Origin of the sequence: Stenotrophomonas rhizophila (assembly GCF_020857975.1) — a bacterium.
In the GTDB taxonomy this organism is placed as follows: domain Bacteria; phylum Pseudomonadota; class Gammaproteobacteria; order Xanthomonadales; family Xanthomonadaceae; genus Stenotrophomonas; species Stenotrophomonas rhizophila_C.
Genome location: NZ_JACWUO010000027.1, coordinates 1 through 24,144, shown reverse-complemented (window position 1 = coordinate 24,144; position 24,144 = coordinate 1). Strand labels below are relative to the sequence as shown.

The 24,144-nt window shown below is 67.2% G+C and carries 19 protein-coding genes and 1 tRNA gene; 16 read left to right on the top strand and 4 right to left on the bottom strand.

Going from position 1 to position 24,144, the window contains the following annotated elements:
* The first annotated feature begins 192 nt into the window (after positions 1 to 192).
* The 3 genes from rplU (at position 193) to obgE (ending at position 2,035) form a co-directional block, all read left to right on the top strand.
* Positions 193 to 510 (top strand): 50S ribosomal protein L21, encoded by a 318-nt coding sequence (gene rplU / locus IC535_RS17725; protein WP_228887592.1) that lies wholly within the window; start codon positions 193 to 195, stop codon positions 508 to 510.
* A 15-nt stretch (positions 511 to 525) separates the two neighbouring features.
* Positions 526 to 786 (top strand): 50S ribosomal protein L27, encoded by a 261-nt coding sequence (gene rpmA, locus IC535_RS17720; RefSeq protein WP_038689688.1) that lies wholly within the window; start codon positions 526 to 528, stop codon positions 784 to 786.
* Between the two features lie 196 nt (positions 787 to 982).
* Positions 983 to 2,035 (top strand): GTPase ObgE, encoded by a 1,053-nt coding sequence (obgE, locus tag IC535_RS17715; protein WP_228887593.1) that lies wholly within the window; start codon positions 983 to 985, stop codon positions 2,033 to 2,035.
* Between the two features lie 268 nt (positions 2,036 to 2,303).
* On the opposite strand, the gene rpsT is transcribed toward obgE, so the two are convergent.
* Entirely contained in the window at positions 2,304 to 2,573 is a 270-nt protein-coding gene (gene rpsT, locus IC535_RS17710) for a 30S ribosomal protein S20 (RefSeq protein ID WP_019184515.1), read from the bottom strand.
* 116 nt (positions 2,574 to 2,689) lie between these two features.
* Here rpsT and murJ point away from each other — a divergent pair, with 116 nt between their 5' ends.
* The 5 genes from murJ (at position 2,690) to ispH (ending at position 9,656) form a co-directional block, all read left to right on the top strand.
* The gene (gene murJ, locus IC535_RS17705) at positions 2,690 to 4,294 is read left to right on the top strand and encodes a murein biosynthesis integral membrane protein MurJ (protein WP_228887608.1); all 1,605 of its coding nucleotides are present in this window, start codon (positions 2,690 to 2,692) and stop codon (positions 4,292 to 4,294) included.
* Between the two features lie 74 nt (positions 4,295 to 4,368).
* A complete protein-coding gene (locus tag IC535_RS17700) occupies positions 4,369 to 5,316 on the top strand; it encodes a bifunctional riboflavin kinase/FAD synthetase (RefSeq protein WP_228887594.1) in 948 nt (315 codons plus the stop codon).
* The gene (ileS, locus tag IC535_RS17695; RefSeq protein ID WP_228887595.1) at positions 5,313 to 8,144 is read left to right on the top strand and encodes an isoleucine--tRNA ligase; all 2,832 of its coding nucleotides are present in this window, start codon (positions 5,313 to 5,315) and stop codon (positions 8,142 to 8,144) included. Before IC535_RS17700 ends, ileS begins: the two co-directional genes overlap by 4 nt.
* Positions 8,144 to 8,650 (top strand): signal peptidase II, encoded by a 507-nt coding sequence (gene lspA / locus IC535_RS17690; RefSeq protein WP_228887596.1) that lies wholly within the window; start codon positions 8,144 to 8,146, stop codon positions 8,648 to 8,650. The genes ileS and lspA overlap by 1 nt, the downstream gene beginning before the upstream one ends.
* A 55-nt stretch (positions 8,651 to 8,705) precedes the next feature.
* On the top strand, positions 8,706 to 9,656 hold the full coding sequence (gene ispH / locus IC535_RS17685; RefSeq protein WP_228887597.1) for a 4-hydroxy-3-methylbut-2-enyl diphosphate reductase: 951 nt from the start codon (positions 8,706 to 8,708) through the stop codon (positions 9,654 to 9,656).
* A 211-nt stretch (positions 9,657 to 9,867) separates the two neighbouring features.
* On the opposite strand, the gene IC535_RS17680 is transcribed toward ispH, so the two are convergent.
* The 3 genes from IC535_RS17680 to IC535_RS17670 are packed head-to-tail and all read right to left on the bottom strand — an operon-like array spanning position 9,868 to position 14,128.
* On the bottom strand, positions 9,868 to 12,651 hold the full coding sequence (locus tag IC535_RS17680; protein WP_228887598.1) for a TonB-dependent receptor: 2,784 nt from the start codon (positions 12,649 to 12,651) through the stop codon (positions 9,868 to 9,870).
* Positions 12,652 to 12,662: 11 nt separating this feature from the next.
* The gene (locus IC535_RS17675; RefSeq protein ID WP_228887599.1) at positions 12,663 to 13,637 is read right to left on the bottom strand and encodes a FecR family protein; all 975 of its coding nucleotides are present in this window, start codon (positions 13,635 to 13,637) and stop codon (positions 12,663 to 12,665) included.
* On the bottom strand, positions 13,637 to 14,128 hold the full coding sequence (locus IC535_RS17670; protein ID WP_429000413.1) for an RNA polymerase sigma factor: 492 nt from the start codon (positions 14,126 to 14,128) through the stop codon (positions 13,637 to 13,639). The genes IC535_RS17675 and IC535_RS17670 overlap by 1 nt, the downstream gene beginning before the upstream one ends.
* Before the next feature lie 276 nt (positions 14,129 to 14,404).
* Between IC535_RS17670 and IC535_RS17665 the strand changes: the two genes are divergently transcribed.
* From IC535_RS17665 to cyoD, 8 genes are all read left to right on the top strand, one after another.
* On the top strand, positions 14,405 to 17,284 hold the full coding sequence (locus IC535_RS17665) for an autotransporter outer membrane beta-barrel domain-containing protein (RefSeq protein WP_228887601.1): 2,880 nt from the start codon (positions 14,405 to 14,407) through the stop codon (positions 17,282 to 17,284).
* Positions 17,285 to 17,387: 103 nt separating this feature from the next.
* Positions 17,388 to 17,463 (top strand) — tRNA-Thr (locus IC535_RS17660).
* Between the two features lie 773 nt (positions 17,464 to 18,236).
* Positions 18,237 to 18,533: a hypothetical protein gene (locus IC535_RS17655; RefSeq protein WP_228887602.1), complete on the top strand. Its 297-nt coding sequence runs from the start codon at positions 18,237 to 18,239 to the stop codon at positions 18,531 to 18,533.
* 41 nt (positions 18,534 to 18,574) lie between these two features.
* The gene (locus IC535_RS17650) at positions 18,575 to 19,582 is read left to right on the top strand and encodes a 2-hydroxyacid dehydrogenase (protein WP_228887603.1); all 1,008 of its coding nucleotides are present in this window, start codon (positions 18,575 to 18,577) and stop codon (positions 19,580 to 19,582) included.
* A 277-nt stretch (positions 19,583 to 19,859) separates the two neighbouring features.
* Positions 19,860 to 20,936 carry a ubiquinol oxidase subunit II gene (gene cyoA / locus IC535_RS17645; protein WP_228887604.1) on the top strand — a complete coding sequence of 359 codons (1,077 nt, stop codon included), beginning with the start codon at positions 19,860 to 19,862 and terminating at the stop codon, positions 20,934 to 20,936.
* A gap of 8 nt (positions 20,937 to 20,944) precedes the next feature.
* On the top strand, positions 20,945 to 22,942 hold the full coding sequence (gene cyoB / locus IC535_RS17640) for a cytochrome o ubiquinol oxidase subunit I (protein WP_228887609.1): 1,998 nt from the start codon (positions 20,945 to 20,947) through the stop codon (positions 22,940 to 22,942).
* Positions 22,943 to 22,962: 20 nt separating this feature from the next.
* Complete coding sequence (gene cyoC, locus IC535_RS17635; RefSeq protein ID WP_429000414.1) at positions 22,963 to 23,580, top strand: cytochrome o ubiquinol oxidase subunit III; 618 nt, start codon at positions 22,963 to 22,965, stop codon at positions 23,578 to 23,580.
* Positions 23,580 to 23,930, top strand: a complete 351-nt coding sequence (gene cyoD / locus IC535_RS17630) for a cytochrome o ubiquinol oxidase subunit IV (protein ID WP_228887606.1) — start codon at positions 23,580 to 23,582, stop codon at positions 23,928 to 23,930. Before cyoC ends, cyoD begins: the two co-directional genes overlap by 1 nt.
* The last annotated feature ends 214 nt before the right edge of the window (positions 23,931 to 24,144 follow it).

Genomic DNA, 24,144 nt, shown 5'->3' with positions numbered 1-24,144 from the left:
CGCGCACATTGCCAGCCCCTGGTCTCAATCCCTGAGACCGGCCGGGGCCGTACCTGAACGGGATTCAGGCCCAAGCCGGGCAAGGCGGGGGGTGACTTGACCCGGACCACCCCCAGTCATTAAAATCCCGCTTCTGTCTGCCCTCGATGGCGGCAGTCCATAGACCACAATAACTACAGAGGAAGTCTGGTCATGTACGCAGTACTGGTAACCGGCGGTAAGCAATACCGCGTGGCGCAGGGCGAAAAGCTCCGCGTTGAAAAGCTCGAAGTCGAAGTCGGCAGCGAGATCAAGTTTGACACCGTCCTGATGTTGGGCGACAGCGATGGCATCAAGATCGGCGACGCAGTCAGCGGCGCTTCGGTCACCGCCACGGTCGTGTCCCAGGGTCGTGCTGACAAGGTCCGGATCATCAAGTTCCGTCGCCGTAAGCACCACATGAAGCGCCAGGGTCACCGTCAGTACTACACCGAAATCGAGATCACCGGCATTGCCGGTGGCAGCAAGTAATCAAGGAGACCAGTCATGGCACATAAGAAGGGCGTAGGCTCATCGCGCAACGGTCGCGACTCCAACCCGAAGTACCTCGGCGTCAAGATCTTCGGTGGCCAGGCCATCGATGCCGGCAACATCATCGTGCGTCAGCGCGGCACCCAGTTCCATCCGGGCAGCGGCGTTGGCCTCGGCCGTGACCACACCCTGTTCGCGCTGGTCGACGGCAAGGTGGAGTTCTCGGTGAAGGGCCCGAAGAAGCGTCGTACCGTCAGCGTCGTCGCCGAAGCCTGATCTTCGCGATACGCGGGCGCCCACGCCTCGGCGTGGGGCCGCTGACGAAAGCCCCGCTTCGGCGGGGTTTTTGTTTTTATCCAAGCACCTACGGGCGGGGATCGTTCCCGCCACCGTCGCCGGATCGTACCGGTGACGTTAGACTCTGCGGTCGGGCGCATCGATGGCCCATCGCCTCCAGTTGGCATCCAGAATCATGAAACTTGTAGACGAAGCAGAAATCCAGGTCACCGCCGGCGATGGCGGCAACGGCTGCGTCGGTTTCCGTCGCGAGAAGTTCATTCCGCTGGGCGGCCCGGACGGTGGCGATGGCGGCAATGGCGGCAGCGTGTGGATCCGCGCCGATGCGAACCTGAACACCCTGGTCGATTTCCGCCATGAGCGCATCTTCAAGGCGCAGCGCGGCGAGAACGGCATGGGCCGCCAGGCCTACGGCAAGGGCGGCGAAGACCTGGTCATCATCGTGCCGGTGGGCACCGTGGTCATGAACGTGGCCACCGATGAGGTGATCGGCGATCTGACCCAGCACGACGACCGCCTGCTGGTGGCCAAGGGCGGCCGCGGCGGCCTGGGCAACATGCATTTCAAGAGCTCCACCAACCGCTCGCCGCGCCAGGCGCTGCCGGGCGAAGAGGGTGAAGAGCGCCTGCTCAAGCTGGAGCTGAAGCTGCTGGCCGACGTCGGCCTGCTCGGCTTCCCCAATGCCGGCAAGAGCACCCTGATCCGCGCCGTCTCTGCGGCGACGCCGAAGGTGGCCGACTACCCGTTCACCACCCTGTACCCGAACCTGGGCGTGGTTCGGGTCGAGAACTACCGCAGCTTCGTGATCGCCGACATTCCCGGCCTGATCGAGGGCGCGGCCGACGGCGCCGGGCTGGGCGCGCAGTTCCTGCGCCATCTGCAGCGCACCCGCCTGTTGCTGCACCTGGTGGACATCTCGCCGATGGAAGGTGGCGTGGAGGGCGTGTCGCCGATCGAGCAGGTCCGGGCGATCGAGCGCGAGCTGGAAAAGCACGACCCGGAGCTGCTGGACAAGCCGCGCTGGCTGGTACTGAACAAGGCCGACCTGATGTTCGAGGACGAGGCCAAGGCCGCCGCCGAGAAGATCGTCGCCGAGCTGGGCTGGACCCAGCCGTGGTACCTGGTTTCGGCGCTGGGCCGTGAAGGCACCTGGCCGATCATGACCAACATCATGGCCTTCTTCGACCGCCAGAAGGAAGATGAGGCGCAAGCGCGCGATGCGTACTGAGCGCGTCCGCGCGCCCCTGAGAAACCCGGCTGCGGCCGGGTTTTTCTGTTGTGTGCTGCACACGCGTGGTGCGTTGGTGTCGGGCTCCGCCCGGCTTGCGTCCGGCGGCCGGGACCTCGTCGCGGCAGGCTGCCGGGCCGGGTCCGGTGCGGCGGCGGCCGGGCGGTCCAGCGGGGCAGAAAATAATGGCGTGCACGCAAAAAACCCGGCCGGGGCCGGGTTCTTCTGTGCTGCCGAAAGCCAGGCTTCCGGCAACCACTTCGCCGTATCAGGCGGCCTTGATGGCCTTGATGCGCGCGGTCAGGCGGCTCTTGTGGCGAGCGGCCTTGTTCTTGTGGATCAGACCACGCGAGCTGAAACGGTCGAGGATCGGCTGGGCGACGGCAAAGGCTGCCTCGGCGCCGGCGGCGTCATTGGCATCCAGAGCCTTGATCACCTTCTTGACAGCGGTGCGCAGCATCGAACGCTGAGCCGTATTGCGCGCGTTGCGCACGACGGTCTGCTTGGCGCGCTTCTTGGCGGACTTGATATTGGCCACAGTGGTGGTTTCCTGAAAAATCGGTGTAATGGGAACAGCAAGCTGGAAAGTATGATCGCTCGAAAAATGTACGTCAAGTCAATTGTCAAGAGGGAACACCGGTGAGTTCACCCAGGATGTTGCGCGGGCTGCTGTCGTTCAGCAGCATGACCATGATATCGCGGGTGCTGGGGCTGGTCCGCGACCTGGTCATCACCACCACCTTCGGCACCAATGCGGTGACCGACGCCTTCTGGGTCGCCTTCCGGGTGCCCAACTTCCTGCGCCGGCTGTTCGCCGAGGGCTCGTTCGCCACCGCCTTCGTGCCGGTGTTCACGGAAGTGAAGGAAACCCGTTCGCATGCCGAGCTGCGCGAGCTGATGTCGCGGGTGGCCGGCACCCTGGGCGGGGTGCTGCTGCTGGTCACCGCGCTGGCGCTGATCTTCGCCCCGCAGCTGGCCACGCTGTTCGCCAGCGGGGTGGACACCGACCCGGCCAAGCATGGCCTGCTGGTGGACCTGTTCCGGCTGACCTTCCCGTTCCTGCTGTTCGTCTCGCTGACCGCGCTGGCCGGCGGGGCGCTCAACAGCTTCCAGAAATTCGCCATGCCGGCGCTGACCCCGGTCATCCTCAACCTGTGCATGATCGCCGGCGCGCTGTGGCTGGCGCCACGGCTGGGCGGCACCCCGGAGAAGCAGATCCTGGCCCTGGGCTGGGCGGTGCTGGCCGCCGGCCTGCTGCAGCTGCTGTTCCAGCTGCCCTCGCTGAAGGGCATCAACCTGCTCACCCTGCCGCGCTGGGGCTGGCGCCACCCGGGCGTGCGCAAGGTGCTGACCCTGATGGTGCCGACCCTGTTCGGCTCGTCGGTGGCCCAGATCAACCTGCTGCTGGACACGGTGATCGCCGCCAAGCTGACCGACGGCTCGCAGTCCTGGCTGTCGCTGGCCGACCGCTTCCTGGAGCTGCCGCTGGGCGTGTTCGGGGTGGCGCTGGGCACGGTGATCCTGCCGGCGCTGGCCCGCCACCACGTCAGCACCGACAAGGCCGGCTTCTCCAGCGCGCTGGACTGGGGGCTGCGCACGACCCTGCTGATCGCCGTGCCGGCCATGCTCGGCCTGGTGCTGCTGGCCGAGCCGCTGATCGCCACGGTGTTCCAGCACGGCCAGTTCAGCGCGTTCGATACCCGCATGACCGCCTTGTCGGTGTACGGCCTGAGCTTCGCCCTGCCGGCGTTCGCGCTGCTCAAGGTGGTGCTGCCGGCGTTCTACGCCCGCCAGGACACCCGCACCCCGGTCCGCGCCGGCCTGATCGCGCTGGTGGCCAACATGGCGTTCAACTTCATCCTGCTGGCGGTGCTGTACCACCTGATGGTGCCCGAGGCGCTCAAGGCCCAGGGCGTGTGGACCGCGCTGGGCAAGCAGCCCGGCCTGCACCTGGCGCTGGGCATTGCCAGCGCGCTGTCCAGTTACCTGAACCTGGGGTTGCTGTGGTACTGGCTGGGCAAGACCGGGGTGTACCAGCCCAGGCCGGGCTGGGGCGGCTATGCGGCCCGCCTCGGCGTGGCCTGCGCGGCGATGGTGGCCGTGCTGCTGGGCCTGCTGTACGGGATGCCGGGCTTCACCGGGATGGACAAATGGCAGCGGATCGGCAACCTCGCGCTGCTGGTCGGCGGCGGCGGCCTGACCTACCTGGTCGCCCTGGTCGCGATGGGTTTCCGCCCGCGCCACCTGCGCGAGCATTGATCCGTGGGCACCCCGGCTATACTTCATGGCTATCCCTTGCAGCGCATCGGTCCGGGTGGGCCAGATTCCAGTTGATGAGCAGGTTGTTCAGAAGCATCGAAGGCGGGCAACTGTTCCCGCACGGAAGCGTGGTCTGCATCGGCGCATTCGACGGCCTGCATCTCGGCCATCGTGCGTTGGTGCGCCATGCGGTGGCGCGCGCGCGCGCGTTGGGCGTGGCCGCCGTGGCGGTCGCGTTCGAACCGCTGCCGCGCGAGTACTTCGCCCAGGGCGAGCCGCCGCCGCGGTTGACCCTGGCGCGCAACAAGGTGGCGATGCTGCGCGAATTGGGCGTGGATGCGATCGGCCTGCTGCGCTTCGATGCGCGCATGGCCGCGCTGCAGGCCGAGGATTTCGTCCGGCAGCTGCTGGTGCAGCGGCTGGGCGCGCGCGAGGTCTGGATCGGGCCGGAGTTCTGCTTCGGCAACCGCCGCGGCGGCGACCTGGCCCTGCTGCAGTCCATGGGCGCGCAGCTGGGCTTTGCCGCTGGCGAGATCGAGCCGGTGGACCTGCACGGCGAGCGCATTTCCAGCACCCGCATCCGCCAGCTGCTGCGCCAGGGCGATTTCGCCCACGCCGCGGACCTGCTCGGCCGCCCGTATGCGATCAGCGGCAGGGTCGTGCGCGGCCGCCAGCTCGGCCGTACCCTGGGCTTCCCCACGGCCAACCTGCGCTTCCCCAAGACCCCGGCGTTGTCGGGCATCTATGCCACCTGGGTGCATGGCGTGTTCGACCAGCCGTGGCCGTCGGTGTCCAGTTTCGGCACGCGCCCGACGGTGGAGGGCGTGGAGCCCCTGCTGGAAGCGCATTTGTTCGATTTCCAGGGCGACTTGTACGGCCGCCACATCGAAGTGGAGTTCGTCGCCAAACTGCGCGATGAAGAAAAGTTCCAAGACCTGGCCGCGTTGACCGACCAGATGCACCGTGATGCCGAACAGGCGCGTCACATCCTTTCCGAACACAGATTGCGAGCCACTGCGTGAGCCAGGACTACAAAGCCACCCTTCATCTGCCGGCCACCGAATTCCCGATGCGCGGCGACCTGCCCAAGCGCGAGCCGGGCATTCTGTCGCGCTGGGAGGACGAGGGCCTGTACGCCCGCCTGCGCGACAACGCGCAGGGCCGCCCGCTGTTCGTGCTGCACGACGGCCCGCCCTATGCCAACGGCCAGATCCACCTGGGCCATGCGGTCAACAAGATCCTCAAGGACATCATCGTCAAGTCGCGCTACCTGGCCGGCTTCGACGCGCCCTACGTGCCGGGCTGGGATTGCCACGGCCTGCCGATCGAGATCGCGGTCGAAAAGAAGTGGGGCAAGGTCGGGGTCAAGCTGGATGCCGCGCAGTTCCGGCAGAAGTGCCGCGAGTTCGCCGAAGAGCAGATCGAGCTGCAGCGCCGCGACTTCAAGCGCCTGGGCGTGATCGGCGACTGGGACAACCCGTACAAGACGCTGAGCTTCGATTTCGAGGCCAATGAAATCCGCGCGCTGTCCAAGGTGTTCGCCAACGGCCATGTCGTGCGTGGCGCCAAGCCGGTGCATTGGTGCTTCGACTGCGGTTCGGCGCTGGCCGAGGCCGAGATCGAGTACCAGGACAAGACCTCCCCGGCGATCGACGTGGCCTACGCGGCGCGCGATGCGCAGCAGCTGGCCGCGCGCTTCGGCGCGGCGCTGCCGGCCGACGTCGAGGTGGCCGTGCCGATCTGGACCACCACCCCGTGGACGCTGCCGGCCTCGCTGGCGGTGTCGCTGGGCGCGGACATCGAGTACGTGCTGGCCGAAGGCCCGGCCCACCATGGCAAGCGCCGTTGGCTGGTGCTGGCCGCCGCGCTGGCCGAACGTTCGCTGCAGCGCTACGGCGTGGACGGGCTGGTGGTGCACGGCCGTGCGCCGGGCGCGGCGCTGGAAAACCTGCTGCTGGCCCATCCGTTCTATCCCACCCGCGACATCCCGCTGCTCAACGGCGCGCACGTCTCCGATGAAGACGGCACCGGCGCGGTGCATACCGCTCCGGGCCATGGCCAGGAAGACTTCGTGGTCAGCCAGCAGTACGGGCTGATGGACAAGTACAACGCCGGCCAGATCAACCCGGTCGACGGCCGCGGCGTGTACCTGTCCTCGACCCCGCCGGCCGGCGATGTCGAGCTGGCCGGTGTGCACCTGTGGAAGGCGCAGCCGCTGATCATCGAGGCGCTGCGCGCCTCCGGTGCGCTGCTGGCCTTCGTCGAGATCGTGCACAGCTACCCGCACTGCTGGCGGCACAAGACCCCGGTGGTGTTCCGCGCCACCCCGCAGTGGTTCATCTCGATGGACAAGGCCAACCTGCGCGGCGATGCGATGGCTGCGATCGACAACGTCGGCTGGTTCCCGAACTGGGGCAAGGCGCGCATCGGCGGCATGGTCGAAGGCCGTCCGGACTGGTGCATCAGCCGCCAGCGCACCTGGGGCGTGCCGATCGCGATGTTCACCCACCGCGAAACCGGTGAGCCGCACCCGCGCACCGTGGAGCTGATGCAGCAGGTCGCCGACCGCGTGCAGGCCGAAGGCATCGACGTCTGGTACTCGCTGGACAGCGCCGAGCTGCTGGGCGAGGAAGCGCCGCAGTACGAGAAGGTCACCGACATCCTGGATGTCTGGTTCGACTCGGGCGTCACCCACGAAGGTGTGCTGCTGGCGCGTGGCTTCGGTAAGCCGGCCGACCTGTACCTGGAAGGCTCGGACCAGCACCGCGGCTGGTTCCAGTCCTCGCTGCTGACCGGCGTTGCGATCGACCGACAGGCCCCGTACAAGCAGTGCCTCACCCATGGTTTCACCGTGGATGAGACGGGCCGCAAGATGTCCAAGTCGCTGGGCAACGGCATCGAGCCGCAGGACATCATGAAGACCCTGGGCGCGGACATCCTGCGCCTGTGGATCGCCTCGGCCGACTACAGCAACGAGATGTCGCTGTCGCAGGAAATCCTCAAGCGCAACGCCGACGCCTACCGGCGCCTGCGCAACACCGCGCGCTTCCTGCTCGGCAACCTGGACGGTTTCGACCCGGCCGTGCACCTGGTGGCCCCGGCCGACATGGTCGCGCTGGACCGCTGGATCGTGCATCGCGCCTTCGAGGTGCAGGAGAAGATCAAGGCGGCCTACACCGGCTACAACATGGCCGAGATCGTGCAGTTGCTGCTGAACTTCTGCAGCGTCGACCTGGGCTCGCTGTACCTGGATGTGACCAAGGACCGGCTGTACACCATGCCGACCGATTCGCGCGGCCGCCGTTCGGCGCAAAGCGCGATGTACCACATCGCCGAAGCGTTCACCCGCTGGATCGCGCCGATCCTGAGCTTCACCGCCGACGAGCTGTGGGGCTATCTGCCGGGCGCGCGCAAGGACAACGTGCTGATGGCCACCTGGTACGACGGGCTGGTCCCGCTGCCGGCCGATGCCGGCTTGAACGCAGCCGACTTCGACCAGCTGCTGGCCCTGCGCGAGCAGGTGTCCAAGGTGCTCGAGCCGATGCGTGCCAACGGCGCCATCGGTGCGGCGCTGGAAGCGGAGATCACCATCGCCGCCGACGCGGACACCGCCGCGCGCTGGCAGCCGCTGGCCGAGGAACTGCGCTTCCTGCTGATCAGCGGCGATGTGCAGGTGCGTGCGGCGACCACCGATGAGGTGTTCGTCAGTGCCCAGCCGACCGAAAAACAGAAGTGCGTGCGCTGCTGGCATTACCGCGCCGACGTCGGTTCGGCGGTGGCCCATCCGGAACTGTGCGGGCGTTGCGTGAGCAACCTTGACGGTGCCGGCGAAGACCGGCGGTGGTTCTGATGAGCGCCGCCCGTCCGCGTCCCAACGCGCTGGTCTGGCTGCTGCTGTCGGCGGCCATCCTCATCGCCGACCAGTGGAGCAAGGCCTGGGTGCTGTCCAGCCTGCCCGAGTACGAGCCGGTGGTGGTCATCGACGGCTTCTGGAACTGGTACCGCACCTACAACACCGGCGCCGCGTTCAGTTTCCTCAGCGACGCCGGTGGTTGGCAGCTGTGGTTCTTCACCGCGCTGGCGGTGGGCATCAGCGGCCTGATGGCGTTCTGGCTGTCGCGTACCGCGCGCGGCCACTGGCGCAGCGCGGTGCCCTACGCGCTGGTGATCGGCGGGGCGATCGGCAACGTGATCGACCGGCTGATGCACGGCCATGTGGTCGACTTCATCCAGTGGTATATCGGTGACCATGCCTGGCCGTCGTTCAACATCGCCGATTCGGCGATCGTGGTCGGCGCGGTGGGCATCGCGCTGTTCGGGCTGTTCGACGGCAAGGCCGAGAAAAAAGCGGGATAATTCCCTCCTGTTTCCTGCAATCAACCGGCCGCGTGCCGGCCGGAGTATCTGACCGATGGATGTGTTGCTCGCCAATCCGCGTGGTTTCTGCGCCGGCGTCGATCGTGCGATCGAGATCGTCAAGCGCGCGATCGAGACCCTGGGCGCACCGATCTACGTGCGCCATGAGGTCGTGCACAACCGTTTCGTGGTCGACGATCTCAAGGCCCGTGGCGCCATCTTCGTCGAAGAACTCGACGAAGTGCCCGATGACAACACGGTGATCTTCAGCGCCCACGGCGTGTCCCAGGCGGTGCGCCAGGAAGCCGAACGGCGCGGGCTGAAGGTGTTCGACGCGACCTGCCCGCTGGTCACCAAGGTGCACCTGGAAGTGGCGCGGCACTGCCGCGCCGGCCGCGATGTGGTGCTGATCGGCCACGCCGGCCACCCCGAAGTGGAAGGCACCATGGGCCAGTGGAACCGCGAGAAGGGCACCGGCCAGATCTACCTGGTCGAGGACGTGCAGGACGTGGCCACGCTGGTCATCGACCAGCCGGAAAACTTCGCCTACACCACCCAGACCACGCTGTCGGTGGACGACACCCGCGGCATCATCGAGGCCCTGCGCGCACGTTTCCCGGCCATGCAGGGGCCGAAGAACGACGATATCTGCTACGCCACCCAGAACCGCCAGGACGCGGTACGCGACCTGGCCAAGCGCTGCGACCTGGTGCTGGTGGTGGGCTCGCCGAACAGTTCCAACTCCAACCGCCTGAGCGAACTGGCGCGGCGCGAAGGCGTGGAGTCCTACCTGATCGACGGCGCCGAAGAAATCGACCCGGCCTGGGTGGCCGGCAAGCAGCACATCGGCCTGACCGCCGGCGCTTCGGCGCCGCAGGTGCTGGTCGACGGCGTGATCGCACGCCTGAAGGAACTCGGTGCCAGCGGCATCGGCGAACTGGACGGCGAACCGGAGTCGATGGTGTTCGCACTGCCCAAGGAACTGCGGCTGCGCCTGGTCGACTGACATTGCGTGGGTACCGACCGTTGGTCGGTACGGCGGTAGTGCGACGGTAGGCACCCACCGTTGGTGGGCACGCCCAAACGACCAGGGCCCGCGCAAGCGGGCCCTCGGCGTTACAGGCTTTGCCGGATCCAACCAATCGCGTAGTCATGACCTTTGGCCATGGGGCAGGGCAGCATGTCAGGACTACGATCGAAGGCGCGCTGAGCGCGCGTCAGCGTAGCTGCAGGGTCAGCAGAAAGTAGCGCCCCAGCGGATCGTCGCGTCCCCGCGCCAGGCCGCCGTTGCCGACCAGGTGGTTGACCGGCGGCGCATCGAACAGGTTGTGCACGTCCAGCGCCAGCGCGGTCCGCGGCCCGAGCTGGCGGCCCAGGTGCAGGTTCCAGTACAGCCGGTCGGGGTTGCTGCAGCGCTGCTGTTCGTGTTGCAGCGGCGGGCAGGCCTGGCCGGGCAGCCAGGCACGGGTGCGGCCGACGTAGTTGGCGCGCACGGCGATGTCCCAGTGCGGGTTCTGCCACTGCGTGCCGAACACGGCCGCATGGCGCGGGGTGGCGTGGCCGCGCAGGTCGACCGCTCCGCCATGGGCGCGGAAGCGGCGCAGTACCTGCTGCCGCAGCGCGTCCAGCGACAGCTGCCACTGGCCATCGGCGCCGGTGGCCCGGCGGTAGTCGCCGCGCAGCACCCAGTTGCGCGAGACGGTGCGGCCGATATTGTCGAAGGACAGGCGCAGCGACTGCAGCTGCCCGGCCTCATCCAGCGCCCACAGCCGGCGGTTCCATTGCGCATCCTGCGGGCGCAGCGCCAGGATCTCGTTGCGCAGCTCGACCCGATTGTGGGTCAGCGACAACGACAGCGCGCTGGCCGGTGTCCAGGTCACGCCCAGCGCATAGCTGCGCGTGGTTTCTGGTTCCAGATTGCGATTCTCCACCACCGCCACGTCCAGTACGCAGCCCTGCGTGGAAGGCTGGGCGCAGGGCGGCAGCGCACTGGAGGGCGGCAGCACCACCGCGTCGTCATCGGCCGGCGGCCGGCGCCGTTCGAACAGGCTGGGCGCACGGTAGCCGCGGCCGCTGGACAGCAGCCACGACCAGTGCGCCGACGGGCTCCAGCGCAGGCCGGCACGCGGCGAGAACGCGTTGTCGCCGGCATCGCGGTCCCAGCGTGCGGCCACATCCAGCCGCAGCGTGGCTGCCAGCGGCAGGCCGAGTTCGGTGTACACCGCACTGGACGGCCGCGACAGCCGGCGCTGCTCCAGCGGCAGGCCCAGCGCCAGTTTGCCTTCGCCCAGCAGCGCATCGGGCTGCGCGGTCCAGGTTTCATGGCGCAGGTCGATGCCGGCCGCCCACTGCGCCGCGCCGCCGGGCAGCGCCACCAAGTCGCGCTGCAGCCCCCACCAGGCCTGCCATTGCTCGGTGCGCCCGCGGTTGCCGATGCGGGGAAACAACAGCGCGGCCTGCTGCGGCGGCAGCGGCGTGAAGCCGGGCACGAAGCCCTGGCGGGTGGCGGCGAACAACTGTTCGGTACGCACCGCGCCTTCGGTGACCAGCAGCACCTCGCTGTGCTGCCGACCCACGCCAGCCTCCCAGCGGCGCCCGGGCTGGTTGCGGCCGACGCCGACGGTGAGGTCGGTGTCGGTGGCCTGCACCCGCGGGCGCACGATGCCGCCTTCCTGGAAAACATGGTTGATCAGCAGGCCATTGCCAAGGTGCAGGGCGGCGGCGGTGGCGCCCAGTTCGAAACGCTGCCGGTTGCGGCTGGCGCGCGCTTCGGCATACGCGTATCGGCCCAGGCCGAGTTCGCGCCGATAGCGGCCGTATGCCGCCAGCGTGGACGCGGCCGGCTGCAGCGATCCTGGCCGCGCACTGTCGTACCAGCAGCCGTCGTCGTCGCGCTGCAGGGGCGCCGGGCACAGCGCGGCGGGCAGGTAGTCGCCATCGACGCTGAGCAGGCCGATCGGATAGCGGTCCTGCTCGCGATGCCACGCGCGGCGGTCGCCGCCCACATGCTGGGCGCGCTGCAGGTCCAGCCCGGCGAACCAGCGGTCGCCGTTGGCGCGGCTGCCGCCGCCGGCCAGCTGCAGCCGCTGCTGGTCGCCGTCGCCGCGGCTGCTGACCCCGGACTGCAGCATCGCCTCGGCACCGTCGGCGTGGTCGCGCAGGATGATGTTGACCACCCCGGACATCGCATCGGCCCCATAGATCGCCGAGGCACCGCCACGGACCAGTTCGATGCGCTCGACGAAACTCAATGGGATGCCACCCAGGTCGGTCAGCGCGCCGTCGTTCAACGACACCATCGGATAGCGCGGCAGGCGCCTGCCGTTGACCAGGAACAGGGTCGCACGCGGCCCCATGCCATCCAGGCTGGTGGTGGCCGCCGCACCGGACGGCAGGTACAGCGAATCGCCGCTGCCGGAGGTGGACAGCGGCGAATGCCCGGCCATGCCGGGCAGGTGACGCAGCAGGTCGAACAACGAGCCGTAGCCGCTGCGCAGGATCTCATCGCGCTCGATCAGGGTGACCGGCAGGGTGGTCTGCAGCGAGCTGCGTGGCAGGCGGCTGCCGGTGACCTGCACCGGCGCCAGCTGCACCTGCGGCGCGCTGCCCGGTGCCGCCGGCGCGACCGCACGGGCCGGCGTACGCGCGGCCGCCGCCGCAACTGCAGGTGCGGTACGGCGCACCACGAACACGCCATCGGCGGTCTGTTGCACCTTGACCGGCAGGCCGGCCAGCAACTGATCCAGCGCGGCGGCCGGCGCCTGCCGGGTATGGAGGCCGGCCGTCTGCAGCCCGGCCAGTTCGCCGGCATCGAACACCAGCAGCTGGCCGCTCTGGCGCGCCCAGTGCTGCAGTGCCGTGGCCAGTGTGCCGCGTTCGATCCGGTAACCGATCGGCGCCGGCGTGCCGCCTGCTTCGGCGCGCGGCGGCAGCGCGGCGCACAAGGCGATGCCGAGCGCACCCAGGCGCAGCCATCGCCGCAGCCGGAGCGTGGCCTGCATCGGCGGCCTGCTCAGGGCTGGCGGTGCAGTTCCACTGCACCGTCCGCGCGTTGCCGTGCGGCGATCGACCAGCCCAGCGCCAGTGCCCGCAGCAGGTGCTGCGCATCACCGGCGCGGAAGGTGCCGCTGACCGCCAGCGATGCCAATGCCGGGTCGTTGACCACCAGCGGCGTGGCGCTGTAGCGGTTCATGCGCTCCACCACTTCCTGCAGCGGCGCGCCGTCGAACACCAGTTGCCCGTGCAGCCAGCCTTCGGCGGCCGGCCGCGACAGGGCGGCCGCCGGCTGGATCCGGCCCGAGGGCAGCACCTGCACCTGTTGCCCCGGCTGCAGCAGGTACCGGCTGGCCTGCGCGCCGCTGCTGGTGACTTCCACCGCGCCTTCCAGCAAGGCCACATCGACCCGGCCGTCGCCGCGCCGTTCCACCTGGAAGGTGGTACCGATGTCGCGCAGGCTGGTGTTGCCGGCCTGCACCCGCAACGTCTTGGCCGACGGCGCGACCTGCAGCTGCACCCGGCCGCGTTCCAGGTCGAGGCGCCGCCCGCGCCAGCCCACCCGCGCAGCCAGCGCCGCGCCGGCATCCAGCGTGGCGATGCTGCCGTCTTCGAGCGTGCGCTGCTGCGGCACGCGGCTGTCGTTGGCGTAGTGGTGGGTGGCAGGGTTGCCATCGATGGCGAACAGGCCGCCGCCGATCGCCGCCACGCACAGCCCGGCGGCGATCGCCAGGCGCGGCAGCCAGCGCCGCCGGGCCGGGTGGACATGGGGGGCCACCCGGGCGCGAAGCCCGGCGTCATCGGCCAGCAGTGCGGCCTGCTGGTGCAGGGTTTCGGCCTGCGCCCAGGCGCGCACATGCGCGGGGTGTTCGGCCAGCCAATCTTCGAATGCATCGCGCTCGGCGCGGCTGCAGTCGGCCGCTTCCAGCCGCGCCACCCATTCGCTCGCACGCTGGAAGGTCTGTTCGTCGGGGGTGTGCTCGGCAACGCGCATCACGTCTCTCCGTCCTTGCGGACGCTGTCGGGGCCCAGTTCCCTGCGCAGTCCCTGCAGGGCGCGGGCGATGTGTTTTTCCACCGTGTTGGCGGTGATTCCGCAGTGGCGTGCGATCTGGGTATAGCTCATGCCGCTGACGCGGTTGAGCAGGTACACCTCGCGGCAACGGTCGGGCAGCTTGAACAAGGCCTGCCGCAGCAATGCCAGCATCTGCCCGGATTCGGCCTGGCGCAGCGGCCCGGGCGTGCCGCAGGCAGGCAGGTCGATGTTGTCGGTATCTGCCAGCGGCAGGTGCGCGCGCGGCAGCCGCCCGCGGTCGGCCAGCCGATTGCGTGCGATCCGGTACAGCAGCAGGCGCAGTTCGTCGGTGCCGTGGGCCTGGTAGCGGATCAGGCGTTCCATGCAGTCCTGGGCGATGTCCTCGGCATCCTCGGCACTGGCCCCGCGCGTGCGCAGGAACGCGCACAACGGCCCGCGCTCGTCGCGCACGAAGGCGGCGAATGCTTCCAGCACCTGCCCAGGCTCGGGCGCGCGGTGGATCACGGGGGACGAGGAGGGCACAGCAGAACCTCGAACGGCACTGAACGACAGACGATCGAGTATTACGCGAGGTTGACGGCGTGGGAAAGGCCGAAAGTCGTATCCCGACCAATCTGAATGAATTTACTTTTTCCTGTGCGCGGCACTGGGGGTGATCGATGCCAACGATCGTTTGTCAGTTGTCCGGCGTGTTGTACGGACGGACCTATTCTGGAGAAGAACGCAATGAAGCAGTCGGTATTGAGTGTGGCGCTGGCAGGCGTACTGGGCGTGTTGGCGGTCGGTGCGGCCGGTGACGCAGCGGCGATGAACTACCACGTGCGCGGTGATCGGGTGTATCTCAGCGGCGGGGTGACCTATGCCGATGTGATGTCGCTGCCGGCACTGCTGGCCAAGGCGCAGGCCGAAGGCCGCCCGATCCGCGAGGTGGTGCTGCGCACCTCCAACGGCGGTGCGTTGATCGCCGGCGAATGGCTGCAGGGGGTGATCCGCACCGCCGGATTGAACACCATCGTGTCCGGCCACTGCATTTCTTCCTGCTCGATCATGCAGTCCGGCGGCGTCGAGCGTTACCTGGGCGGCGACCTGCCGATCGTGGACTCGGTGCAGATCCACGCCGCCAGCAGCGGCGGCAAGGTGATCTATACCCCCTCGGCGCGCATGACCCAGATCTATGCCGGCAACTACGGTGGCGGCATGGACGCCGGCCTGCTGCACAAGGCCATGTATGAGGTGGTCCAGCCCAACGGCCTGCTGGTGTTCTCCGACCCGGCACGCGCCACCGGCGCGCCGGTCAGCTTCGATCCCGACGGCAGCGGCAGCAAGCGCGAAACCTTCCCCGGCCAGGACATCTTCAGCAACAACATCGTCACCGCCGCCGGCTACCGCGATCCCGGCGACACCTTGAACGTGGCCGCCAATGTCACCGGCGACATCAACCCGGCCTACCTGCGCACCGGGCGCCAGCTGCAGGCCTTGGTCGACGACGACTTCGCGCGCTGGAACACCAACGCCGGTTCCACCTACATGACCGTGGCCCAGGCCATCTACAACCTGTCCGGCCAGGGCCCGCAGAACATCGGCACCGATTCGGTGCAGGACTATCTCAATGACCCGGGCATCCAGGCCCTGTTGCTGTCGCGCCTGCGCCTGGGCGACCTTGACGCCTCCACGCTGGACGATGCGATGGGCGTCATCCGCGTAACCAATGGCGCCACCTGGCGCACCGCGGCCACCACCGGCGCGGATTTCATGCTGGTCGACAACGGCACCATCGCCCTGGAAGGCGGCGCGCTGCGCGCCTCCGAAGTGCGCGTGATGGCCGCCGGCATGCTGGTCGGCCACGGCGATGTGGCCGGCACCGGCATGGATTTCGACGCACTGGCCAACGGCACCGGCCCGTCGTGGCGCGAGGACGGCTTCAACCGCCTGCGCGTGTTCGGCACCCTGATGCCGCGCGGTGGCGACCTGGTCACCCATGGCTACGTCAACATCATGCCCGGCGGCAAGGTGCTGTTCGATGTGACCGAGAACGGCGGCAGCGCCGGCGGCCGCCTGCGCGTGGGCAGCTTCTTCGATGACGGGCAGAACGACGGCGCGCTGGTGATCGCCAAGGGCGCCTACCTGGAGTTGAACGTGGCGCAGGGTTTCTACGGCACCGACTACCGCCGCGACCTGGTGCAGGGCCCGATCTACCAGCAGGGCTTCCAGGACGTGGTGCGGCTGGGCGATACCGGCTACACCGCCAACCTGGCCAACGGCGACGTGTTCCGCCCGCGCCACAACTCGCTGCTCAGCTTCAACGTGCAGCAGACCGCCGACGGCCTCTGGCTGACCGCCAACCCCGGCTTCGAGCAGATCGGGTTGTTCACCAGCGCCACCGCAGGCGATGGCCTGGGCCGCGCGCTGGCCAGTGCCGCCGACGGCAACAATGCCGCGCTCAGGCCGCTGCTGGGCGCACTGCAGTTCGCCGACCGCGACATCATCCAGCAGCAGGCCGGCAGCCTGCGCGGCGACGCCCACGCCACCCTGCGCCTGGCCGACACCGCACTGGTGGGCAGCATCGGCAACGTGGTGCAGCAGCACCAGTTCTCGCTGCGCAGCAGCGGCGGCGATGCCGGTGGCCTGGCCATGCAGGCCGCGCAGGCCGCCTCGGCGCAGCCGGGCATGGCCAATGCCAGCCTGTTCAACCAGCTGGCCATGCACCTGGTGGCGCCCAGTGGCGAAACGGCCGATGCCAGCGGCGACAGCGGTCGCCGCAACCTCGGCGTATGGGGCAGGGGCTTCGGCAGCCAGGGGCGGATCGAAGGCGGTGACGGCGTTGCCGGCATGACCCACACCGTGGGCGGCATCGTGCTCGGTGCCGACACCCGCATCGCCGATGACCGCGTGACCCTGGGCGTCAGCGTTGCCGCCGCGGACATGTCGACCAAGGGCCGCGACGGCAGCGAGTTCAGCGGCGACGTACGCGCGCTGGACGTGGGCGGTTACCTGGATGCCAGCTACGCGCGGGGCTTCCTGTCGTTCGCGGCGCGCTACACCGACCTGCGCCACGACACCCGCCGCAGCATCACCGGCATCGCCGGCCTGGACAGCCCGCTGCGTGCCAAGTACAGCAACGATGCGGTATCGGCACGGCTGGAGCACGGCTTCACCTTCACCACCGGCAATGGCCTGGTGATCCAGCCGCTGCTGCCGGTGGTCGACTATGCGCGCACCTCGGCCACCCGCTTCGATGAAGGGCAGGGCGCCGGCGCCCTCACCGGCCGCAGCGACAGCCTGGAGAGCATCCGCGTCGGCGCCGGCCTGCAGCTGTACAAGACCTTCGCCGGGCGCAATGGCGAGCGCATCACCCCGCACGCCCGGGTGGTCTGGCAGAAGGAACTGGGCGATTCCCGGGCCCAGTACAGCAACGCGTTCAGTGCCGCGCCGGAGCTGGTGTTCGGCGCGGCCAGCCAGCAGGTAGGCGAGCGCGTGCTGGCCTGGAACGTGGGCGTGACCAGCCGGGCCAGCGAACGGCTGTCGATCATGCTCGACTACGTCGGGCAGCGCCGCGACGGCCAGGACCAGAACGGGGTGATGCTGGGCCTGGGCTACCGATTCTGACCGCAGGGGGCGTTCCGGAACGGCCTGGCGGGGCAAGGACGCCCCGTCCCGACTGGCCTGCAATTGACCATTCCGGCCGCCGCCCCGTAGAATTGCCTGCTCAGCCGGAATAGCTCAGTTGGTAGAGCGGCGCATTCGTAATGCGTAGGTCGCAGGTTCGACTCCTGTTTCCGGCACCAGATTCAGCAAAAAGCCCCGGCCCTGGTCGGGGCTTTTTTTATGGTTCTTCGCCGATATCCGGGGCTACGGCCCACCCGGTGGCATTGTGGGGGCATGCCACCGGGTGGGCCCGGCCGTTGTCCGGTTGTTGCCGCTGCTGTTTCCGCTCCGCGGATAACGTCAAAAGCGTTTCGTGCCCCTGCGGGGCGCGAGTCACTTTCTGATGGCGCACATCCATGTGCGCCACCCTACGGGCCAGCTGCGCTGTTCCGCGCCGCTCCTGCGGCGCTGGTGCTCGTGCAAGAAAGTAACCAAAGAACACGCCCGCGCCTCCGCAACAACGAACTTCCGTAGTGAAGAACGCGTCGCAACGCGCCCGTTTCCGGACGTATGGGATTGCGATGCTCGGCTCGCTCCAAGGGGGAGGTAGATCAAGATCACGGGCAACAGCAACAGCAACAGCAACAGCAACAGCAACAGCAACAGCAACAGCAATCCGACCGCGGTCTGACGTTGCTCCAGGTCCTGGCAACCCCAGCACAGGTAGGTCCGACCCATGGTCGGACACGCATCGTCTCGGCATCGCGCTGTCCGAGCGTGGCTCGGACCTACGCTTTTACATGCGTGCCAGCCATGTGTGGAGGGTTGGCGTGGGTGGGTTGGCGGGACTGTCGAAAACATGGATGTTCTCGCCAAGCCCCCGCCGACGGGTTCACGGCGTGTCCCGCCAACCCACCCGCGCCGACCCAATCAGCGCATACGTCGGTCATTGCCTTTGATCTGAGGCTTTGGCGTGCAACTCACTCCCCTCAGATGGGAGAAGAACCTTTTTATTGCCGACGAGAAGGTCCGCGCCTGCGCGCTGGCCAAGACCGGCAAGGAAAGCGGGATAACCTTCATCGGTGATGGTCGCTACGACGCTGCCTGGTCGTTCGAGTACGAAGGCCAGGGCCGGCTCTGCGAGGTGATCGTCGGCGATGACGGCACGGTGGAGATCGATCCGCCCGCGCAGTGGGGGTTGCCGGGGCAGGGCGCTTGCACGCCGCGGCAGCCGTTGAACGACTTGAGGCGGTCCAGGTCTCCGCACTGAGGGCTGTAAGCTGTGGCCCTGCCGCACTGCCAAGGATGCCCATGAAGGTCGCCGTATTCAGCGCACGCCCGTACGACCGTCGCTTCCTCGACGAAGCCAGCCAGCGCGACGGCACGGGGCGGGCGTGGGAGTTCCTGTATTTCGATGCCGCCCTGGACGTGCACACCGCCGCGCTGGCGCAGGGCTGCGCGGCGGTGTGCGTGTTCGTCAACGACCGCCTGGATGCGCCGGTGCTGCACGCGCTGCACGCCCTGGGCGTACGCGCGGTGCTGCTGCGCTGTGCGGGTTTCAATAATGTCGATGTTGCCGCGGCGGAGCAGTTGGGCCTGTTCGTGGCGCGGGTGCCGGCGTATTCGCCCGAGGCGGTGGCCGAGCATACGCTGGCGCTGGTCATGACCCTCAACCGCCACACGCATCGGGCCTACAACCGGGTGCGCGAAGGCAACTTCATGCTCGACGGGCTGCTTGGCCGCACCCTGCACGGCCGGACCGTCGGCATCGTCGGCACCGGCAAGATCGGCCTGGCTACCGCGCGCATCTTCAAGGGCATGGGCTGCACGGTGCTCGGCCATGATCCGTATCCGGCGCCGGGGTTCGAGGGCGTCGGCGAGTCCGTGACGCTGGACGTGCTGCTGGCGCGCGCCGACATCGTCTCGCTGCACTGCCCGCTGACGCCCGATACCCATCACCTGATCAATGCCGGCTCGCTGGCGCGGATGAAGCCCGGCGCGATGCTGGTCAATACCTCGCGCGGTGGGCTGGTGGATACCCAGGCGGTGATCCAGGCGCTGAAGTCGCGCCACTTGGGGCACCTGGCCATCGATGTGTACGAGCAGGAAAGCGCGCTGTTCTTCCAGGACCGCTCGGGCGAGATCATCGACGACGACGCGTTCCAGCGCTTGATGACCTTCCCCAACGTACTGGTCACCGGGCACCAGGGCTTCTTCACGATGGAGGCGCTGCAGGAGATCTCGGCGATCACGCTGGGCAACCTGAACGATTTTGCCGCCGGCCGGGCTTGCCCGAACCGGGTGACGGCGGCCGGCTGACGGCGGGACGCCGGTGCGGCCCCTACATGTCTATACATGGATGGGGAACATGCCGATTGTGGCGGCTTGGCGGGCACTGCGACAACGTGTCGCAGCCAAAACCGGGCCTTTCCTGCGCCGGATCATTGTCAATGCCTTTCTTAAATGATGCGTGACGGCCTAAAATTAGAGGGCTGACATGATCGTCTCCTGTGCCTGTCCCTCTGGACCGGCACACCCGGCGTTGGCCGGGGTGGGCGGGCGTGACCTGGCATTCCCTACGCAATTGGATCGACCGATGATTCCGTTGAACCCCCTGGGACGCTTTTTGCGTCCGGGCCTGCTGTTTGCGCTGTCCGTGTTCCTTACGGGCTGCAACTCGGCCATTCTCAACCCCAAGGGCCAGATCGGCCACGATGAGAAGACGCTGCTGATCACCGCCACGGTGCTGATGCTGCTGGTCGTCGTGCCGGTCATCATCATGACCCTGACCTTCGCCTGGAAGTACCGTGCGACCAACACCAAGGCCCGTTACGAGCCGAAGTGGTCGCATTCCACGGCGATCGAAGTGGTGGTGTGGTCGATCCCGTGCATGATCGTGCTGGTGCTGGCCGTGCTGACCTGGCGGTCCTCGCACGCGCTGGACCCGTACCGTCCGCTGGAATCGGACAAGAAGCCGGTGGTGATCGAGGCCATTTCGCTGGACTGGAAGTGGTTGTTCATCTATCCGGAAGAGAAGATCGCCACGGTCAACGAGATCACCTTCCCGGTCGATACCCCGCTGAACTTCAAGATCACCTCCGATTCGGTGATGAATGCGTTCTTCATCCCGCACCTGGGCAGCATGATCTACTCGATGACGGCCATGGAGACCAAGCTCCACCTGATCGCCAACGAGACCGGCCAGTTCCCGGGCATGTCCTCGCACTACAGTGGCGCAGGCTTCAGCAAGATGCATTTCACCGCCCACTCGGTGACCGATGCGCAGTACCAGGAATGGCTGGCCAAGGTGCGCGCCACCAGCACCACCCTGGACAAGCCCGCGTTCGCTGCGCTGGTGGCCGAGAAGAACCACGACTGGCATCCGGTGACCTACTACGGCACCTCCGAAGCCGGCCTGTTCGACTGGGTAATCGCCAAGCACATGGGCGACAACCAGCACTACGGCATGAAGCACGACCACAAGGCCATGCAGCATGGCGGCGCCGCGGGCGAAAGCCACGAAGGCCACGACATGCCGGCCAAGGGCAGTGCCCCTGACGAACCCGCCAAGCTGCCGGTCCATACCGACCAGCCCGCTGCCGCGGACGCCGCACACACTGCAGACGAGCACGCCGCCGCCGGCCATGCCGGTCACGCAGGCTCGGGAGAATGAGCATGAATCTGTTGGGTAAACTGACCTTTGCCGACATCCCGCACGACCCGATCATCATCACCACGCTGATCGGCGCGGGGATCGGCGGCCTGCTGGTGCTGGCCCTGATCACCAAGTTCAAGCTGTGGGGCTATCTCTGGAAGGAGTGGTTCACCTCGGTGGACCACAAGAAGATCGGCGCGATGTACCTGATCGTGGCCTTCGTCATGCTGCTGCGCGGCTTTGCCGACGCGATCATGATGCGTGTCCAGCAGGCGATGGCCGCCGGCGGCAACGAGGGCGTGCTGCCACCGCACCACTACGACCAGATCTTCACCGCCCACGGCGTGATCATGATCTTCTTCGTGGCGATGCCGCTGATCACCGGCCTGATGAACGTGGTGGTGCCGCTGCAGATCGGCGCACGCGACGTGGCCTTCCCGTTCGTCAACTCGCTCAGCTTCTGGCTGTTCGTGGCCGGCGCGGGCCTGGTGATGATCTCGCTGGGCGTTGGTGAGTTCGCGCAGACCGGTTGGCTGGCCTTCCCGCCGTTGTCGGGCAAGGAATACAGTCCAGGGGTAGGTGTCGATTACTACATCTGGGGCCTGCAGGTAGCGGGCCTGGGTACCACGCTGAGCGGCATCAACTTCTTCATCACCATCCTGAAGATGCGCACCCCCGGCATGAAGATGATGCAGATGCCGGTGTTCACCTGGACTGCGCTGGTCACCAACGTGCTGATCATCGCCGCCTTCCCGGTGCTGACCGTCACCCTGGTGCTGCTGACCCTGGACCGTTACCTGGGCACGCACTTCTTCACCAATGACGGTGGCGGCAACGCCATGCTGTACATCAACCTGATCTGGATCTGGGGCCACCCGGAAGTCTATATCCTGGTGCTGCCGGCCTTCGGCGTGTTCTCCGAAGTGATCGCCACGTTCTCGCGCAAGGCGCTGTTCGGCTACAAGGGCATGGTCTACGCCACCGCCTGCATCGGCGTGCTGTCGTTCCTGGTCTGGCTGCACCACTTCTTCACCATGGGCTCGGGTGCCAACGTCAATGCCTTCTTCGGCATCACGACGATGATCATCTCCATTCCCACCGGCGTGAAGATCTTCAACTGGCTGTTCACCATGTTCCGCGGCCGCGTGCAGTTCACCACCCCGGTGCTGTGGACGATCGGCTTCATGGTCACCTTCACCATCGGCGGCATGACCGGCGTGATGCTGGCGATCCCGGCCATCGACTTCGTGCTGCACAACAGCCTGTTCCTGATCGCCCACTTCCACAACGTCATCATCGGCGGCGTGGTGTTCGGCATGTTCGCCGGCATCACCTACTGGTGGCCGAAGATGTTCGGTTTCCGCCTCAACGAAACCTGGGGCAAGCGCGCGTTCTGGTGCTGGTTCATCGGCTTCTACGTGGCCTTCATGCCGCTGTACATCCTGGGCTTCATGGGCATGACCCGCCGCATGCAGAGCTATCCGAACCTGGAGTACCAGCCGCTGCTGGTGATCGCCATGTTCGGTGCGTTCATCATCGGCGCCGGCATCCTGTGCCAGGTGATCCAGATCGCCGTGTCGATCCGCGACCGCAAGAAGACCGCCGACCTGACCGGCGACCCGTGGGATGCGCGCACGCTGGAGTGGGAAACCTCTTCGCCGCCGTCGTTCTACAACTTCGGCGCGCTGCCCAAGGTCACCGAGCTGGACGATTTCTGGGAGCGCAAGCAGCGTGGCGAGGCGTGGGAACGCCCGGCCAAGTACACCGACATCCACATGCCGCGCAACACCGGCACCGGCGTGGTGATCGGCGCCTTCAGCCTGGTGTTCGGCTTTGCGATGATCTGGCACATCTGGTGGCTGGCCATCGTCGGCATGATCGGCATGATCGGCACCTTCATCTGGCGCACCTTCGACAAGGACGTGGATTACTACGTGCCGGCCGCCGAAGTGGAGCGGATCGAAAATGAGCACCGTCGCCACCTGGTGGCGCAGGGCCTGGTGAAATCGGAGCTGAAGGCATGAGCAGCACTATCCCCAACAGCATGAACCCTGGGCACGCCGCGCACGCGGCGGCCCACGGCCATGACGAGCACGAGCACCACGACACCGGCGGCAACACCGTGTTCGGTTTCTGGGTGTACCTGATGAGCGACTGCCTCATCTTCGCCAGCCTGTTTGCCACCTACATCGTGTTGTCCGGCGGCACCGACGGCGGCCCCGGCCCGAAGGACCTGTTCGACCTGTCCTTCGTGGCCTGGGAAACCACCCTGCTGCTGGTATCTTCGCTGACCTTCGGCCTGGGCATGATCGCCCTGCACAAGCACAAGATCGGCCAGATGTACCTGTGGCTGGGGCTGACCTGGCTGCTGGGCTTCGGCTTCATGGTCATGGAAGTGTGGGAGTTCAACCACTTGCTGCATGAGGGCTTCGGCCCGGACCATAGTGCGTTCCTGTCGGCGTTCTTCGCGCTGGTCGGCACCCACGGCCTGCACGTCAGTGCCGGCCTGTTGTGGCTGCTGATCATGTTCATCCAGATCAAGCAGAACGGCCTGACCCAGACCAACAAGACCCGCATGGCGTGCCTGAGCCTGTTCTGGCACTTCCTGGATCTGATCTGGATCGGCGTGTTCTCGGTCGTCTATCTGAATGGAGCGATGTAATGTCCGCACATGACAATCACGCACATGACCACGGCCACGGTGCCGGCGGCGAAAGCCACGGCAGCGTCAAGTCGTACCTGATCGGTTTCCTGCTGGCAGCGGTGCTGACCATCATCCCGTTCTGGGCGGTGATGCACGGCGACCTGCCGCGCTTCACCACCGGGGTGATCGTGGTGGTCGCCGCGGTGCTGCAGATCCTGGTGCACCTGGTGTTCTTCCTGCACCTGGACCGCTCCTCGGAGCAGCGCTGGAACGTCAGCGCGGCGGCCTTCACCGTAGTGGTGATCGGCATCATCGTCGCCGGCTCGCTGTGGGTCATGCACAACATGAACGTGCACATGATGCACTGACGTCTTCGGACGTTGCCGCATACGGAAAGGCCGCCTTCGGGCGGCCTTTTTGTTGGGCAGGGGATCTGCCCGGCCATGTCGATGCGGGTGCCCTGGTAGGGTCGGTTCCCAAACGACTGCCGATGGCCTGGCAACGTTCATTGCACGCATGACCATCATCGAGGTCGCGCCTGGGCCACACCGAGGAACCCGCTCCGTTCAACGGTCATGTCGC

What these genes read in the sequence shown, in the direction of transcription:
- rplU (WP_228887592.1), top strand. Translation starts at nt 193, where the DNA reads ATGTACGCAGTACTGGTAACCGGCGGTAAGCAATACCGCGTGGCGCAG.
- rpmA (WP_038689688.1), top strand. Translation starts at nt 526, where the DNA reads ATGGCACATAAGAAGGGCGTAGGCTCATCGCGCAACGGTCGCGACTCC.
- obgE (WP_228887593.1), top strand. Translation starts at nt 983, where the DNA reads ATGAAACTTGTAGACGAAGCAGAAATCCAGGTCACCGCCGGCGATGGC.
- murJ (WP_228887608.1), top strand. Translation starts at nt 2,690, where the DNA reads ATGTTGCGCGGGCTGCTGTCGTTCAGCAGCATGACCATGATATCGCGG.
- IC535_RS17700 (WP_228887594.1), top strand. Translation starts at nt 4,369, where the DNA reads ATGAGCAGGTTGTTCAGAAGCATCGAAGGCGGGCAACTGTTCCCGCAC.
- lspA (WP_228887596.1), top strand. Translation starts at nt 8,144, where the DNA reads ATGAGCGCCGCCCGTCCGCGTCCCAACGCGCTGGTCTGGCTGCTGCTG.
- ispH (WP_228887597.1), top strand. Translation starts at nt 8,706, where the DNA reads ATGGATGTGTTGCTCGCCAATCCGCGTGGTTTCTGCGCCGGCGTCGAT.
- IC535_RS17680 (WP_228887598.1), bottom strand. Translation starts at nt 12,651, where the DNA reads ATGCAGGCCACGCTCCGGCTGCGGCGATGGCTGCGCCTGGGTGCGCTC.
- IC535_RS17675 (WP_228887599.1), bottom strand. Translation starts at nt 13,637, where the DNA reads ATGCGCGTTGCCGAGCACACCCCCGACGAACAGACCTTCCAGCGTGCG.
- IC535_RS17665 (WP_228887601.1), top strand. Translation starts at nt 14,405, where the DNA reads ATGAAGCAGTCGGTATTGAGTGTGGCGCTGGCAGGCGTACTGGGCGTG.
- IC535_RS17650 (WP_228887603.1), top strand. Translation starts at nt 18,575, where the DNA reads ATGAAGGTCGCCGTATTCAGCGCACGCCCGTACGACCGTCGCTTCCTC.
- cyoA (WP_228887604.1), top strand. Translation starts at nt 19,860, where the DNA reads ATGATTCCGTTGAACCCCCTGGGACGCTTTTTGCGTCCGGGCCTGCTG.
- cyoC (WP_429000414.1), top strand. Translation starts at nt 22,963, where the DNA reads ATGAACCCTGGGCACGCCGCGCACGCGGCGGCCCACGGCCATGACGAG.
- cyoD (WP_228887606.1), top strand. Translation starts at nt 23,580, where the DNA reads ATGTCCGCACATGACAATCACGCACATGACCACGGCCACGGTGCCGGC.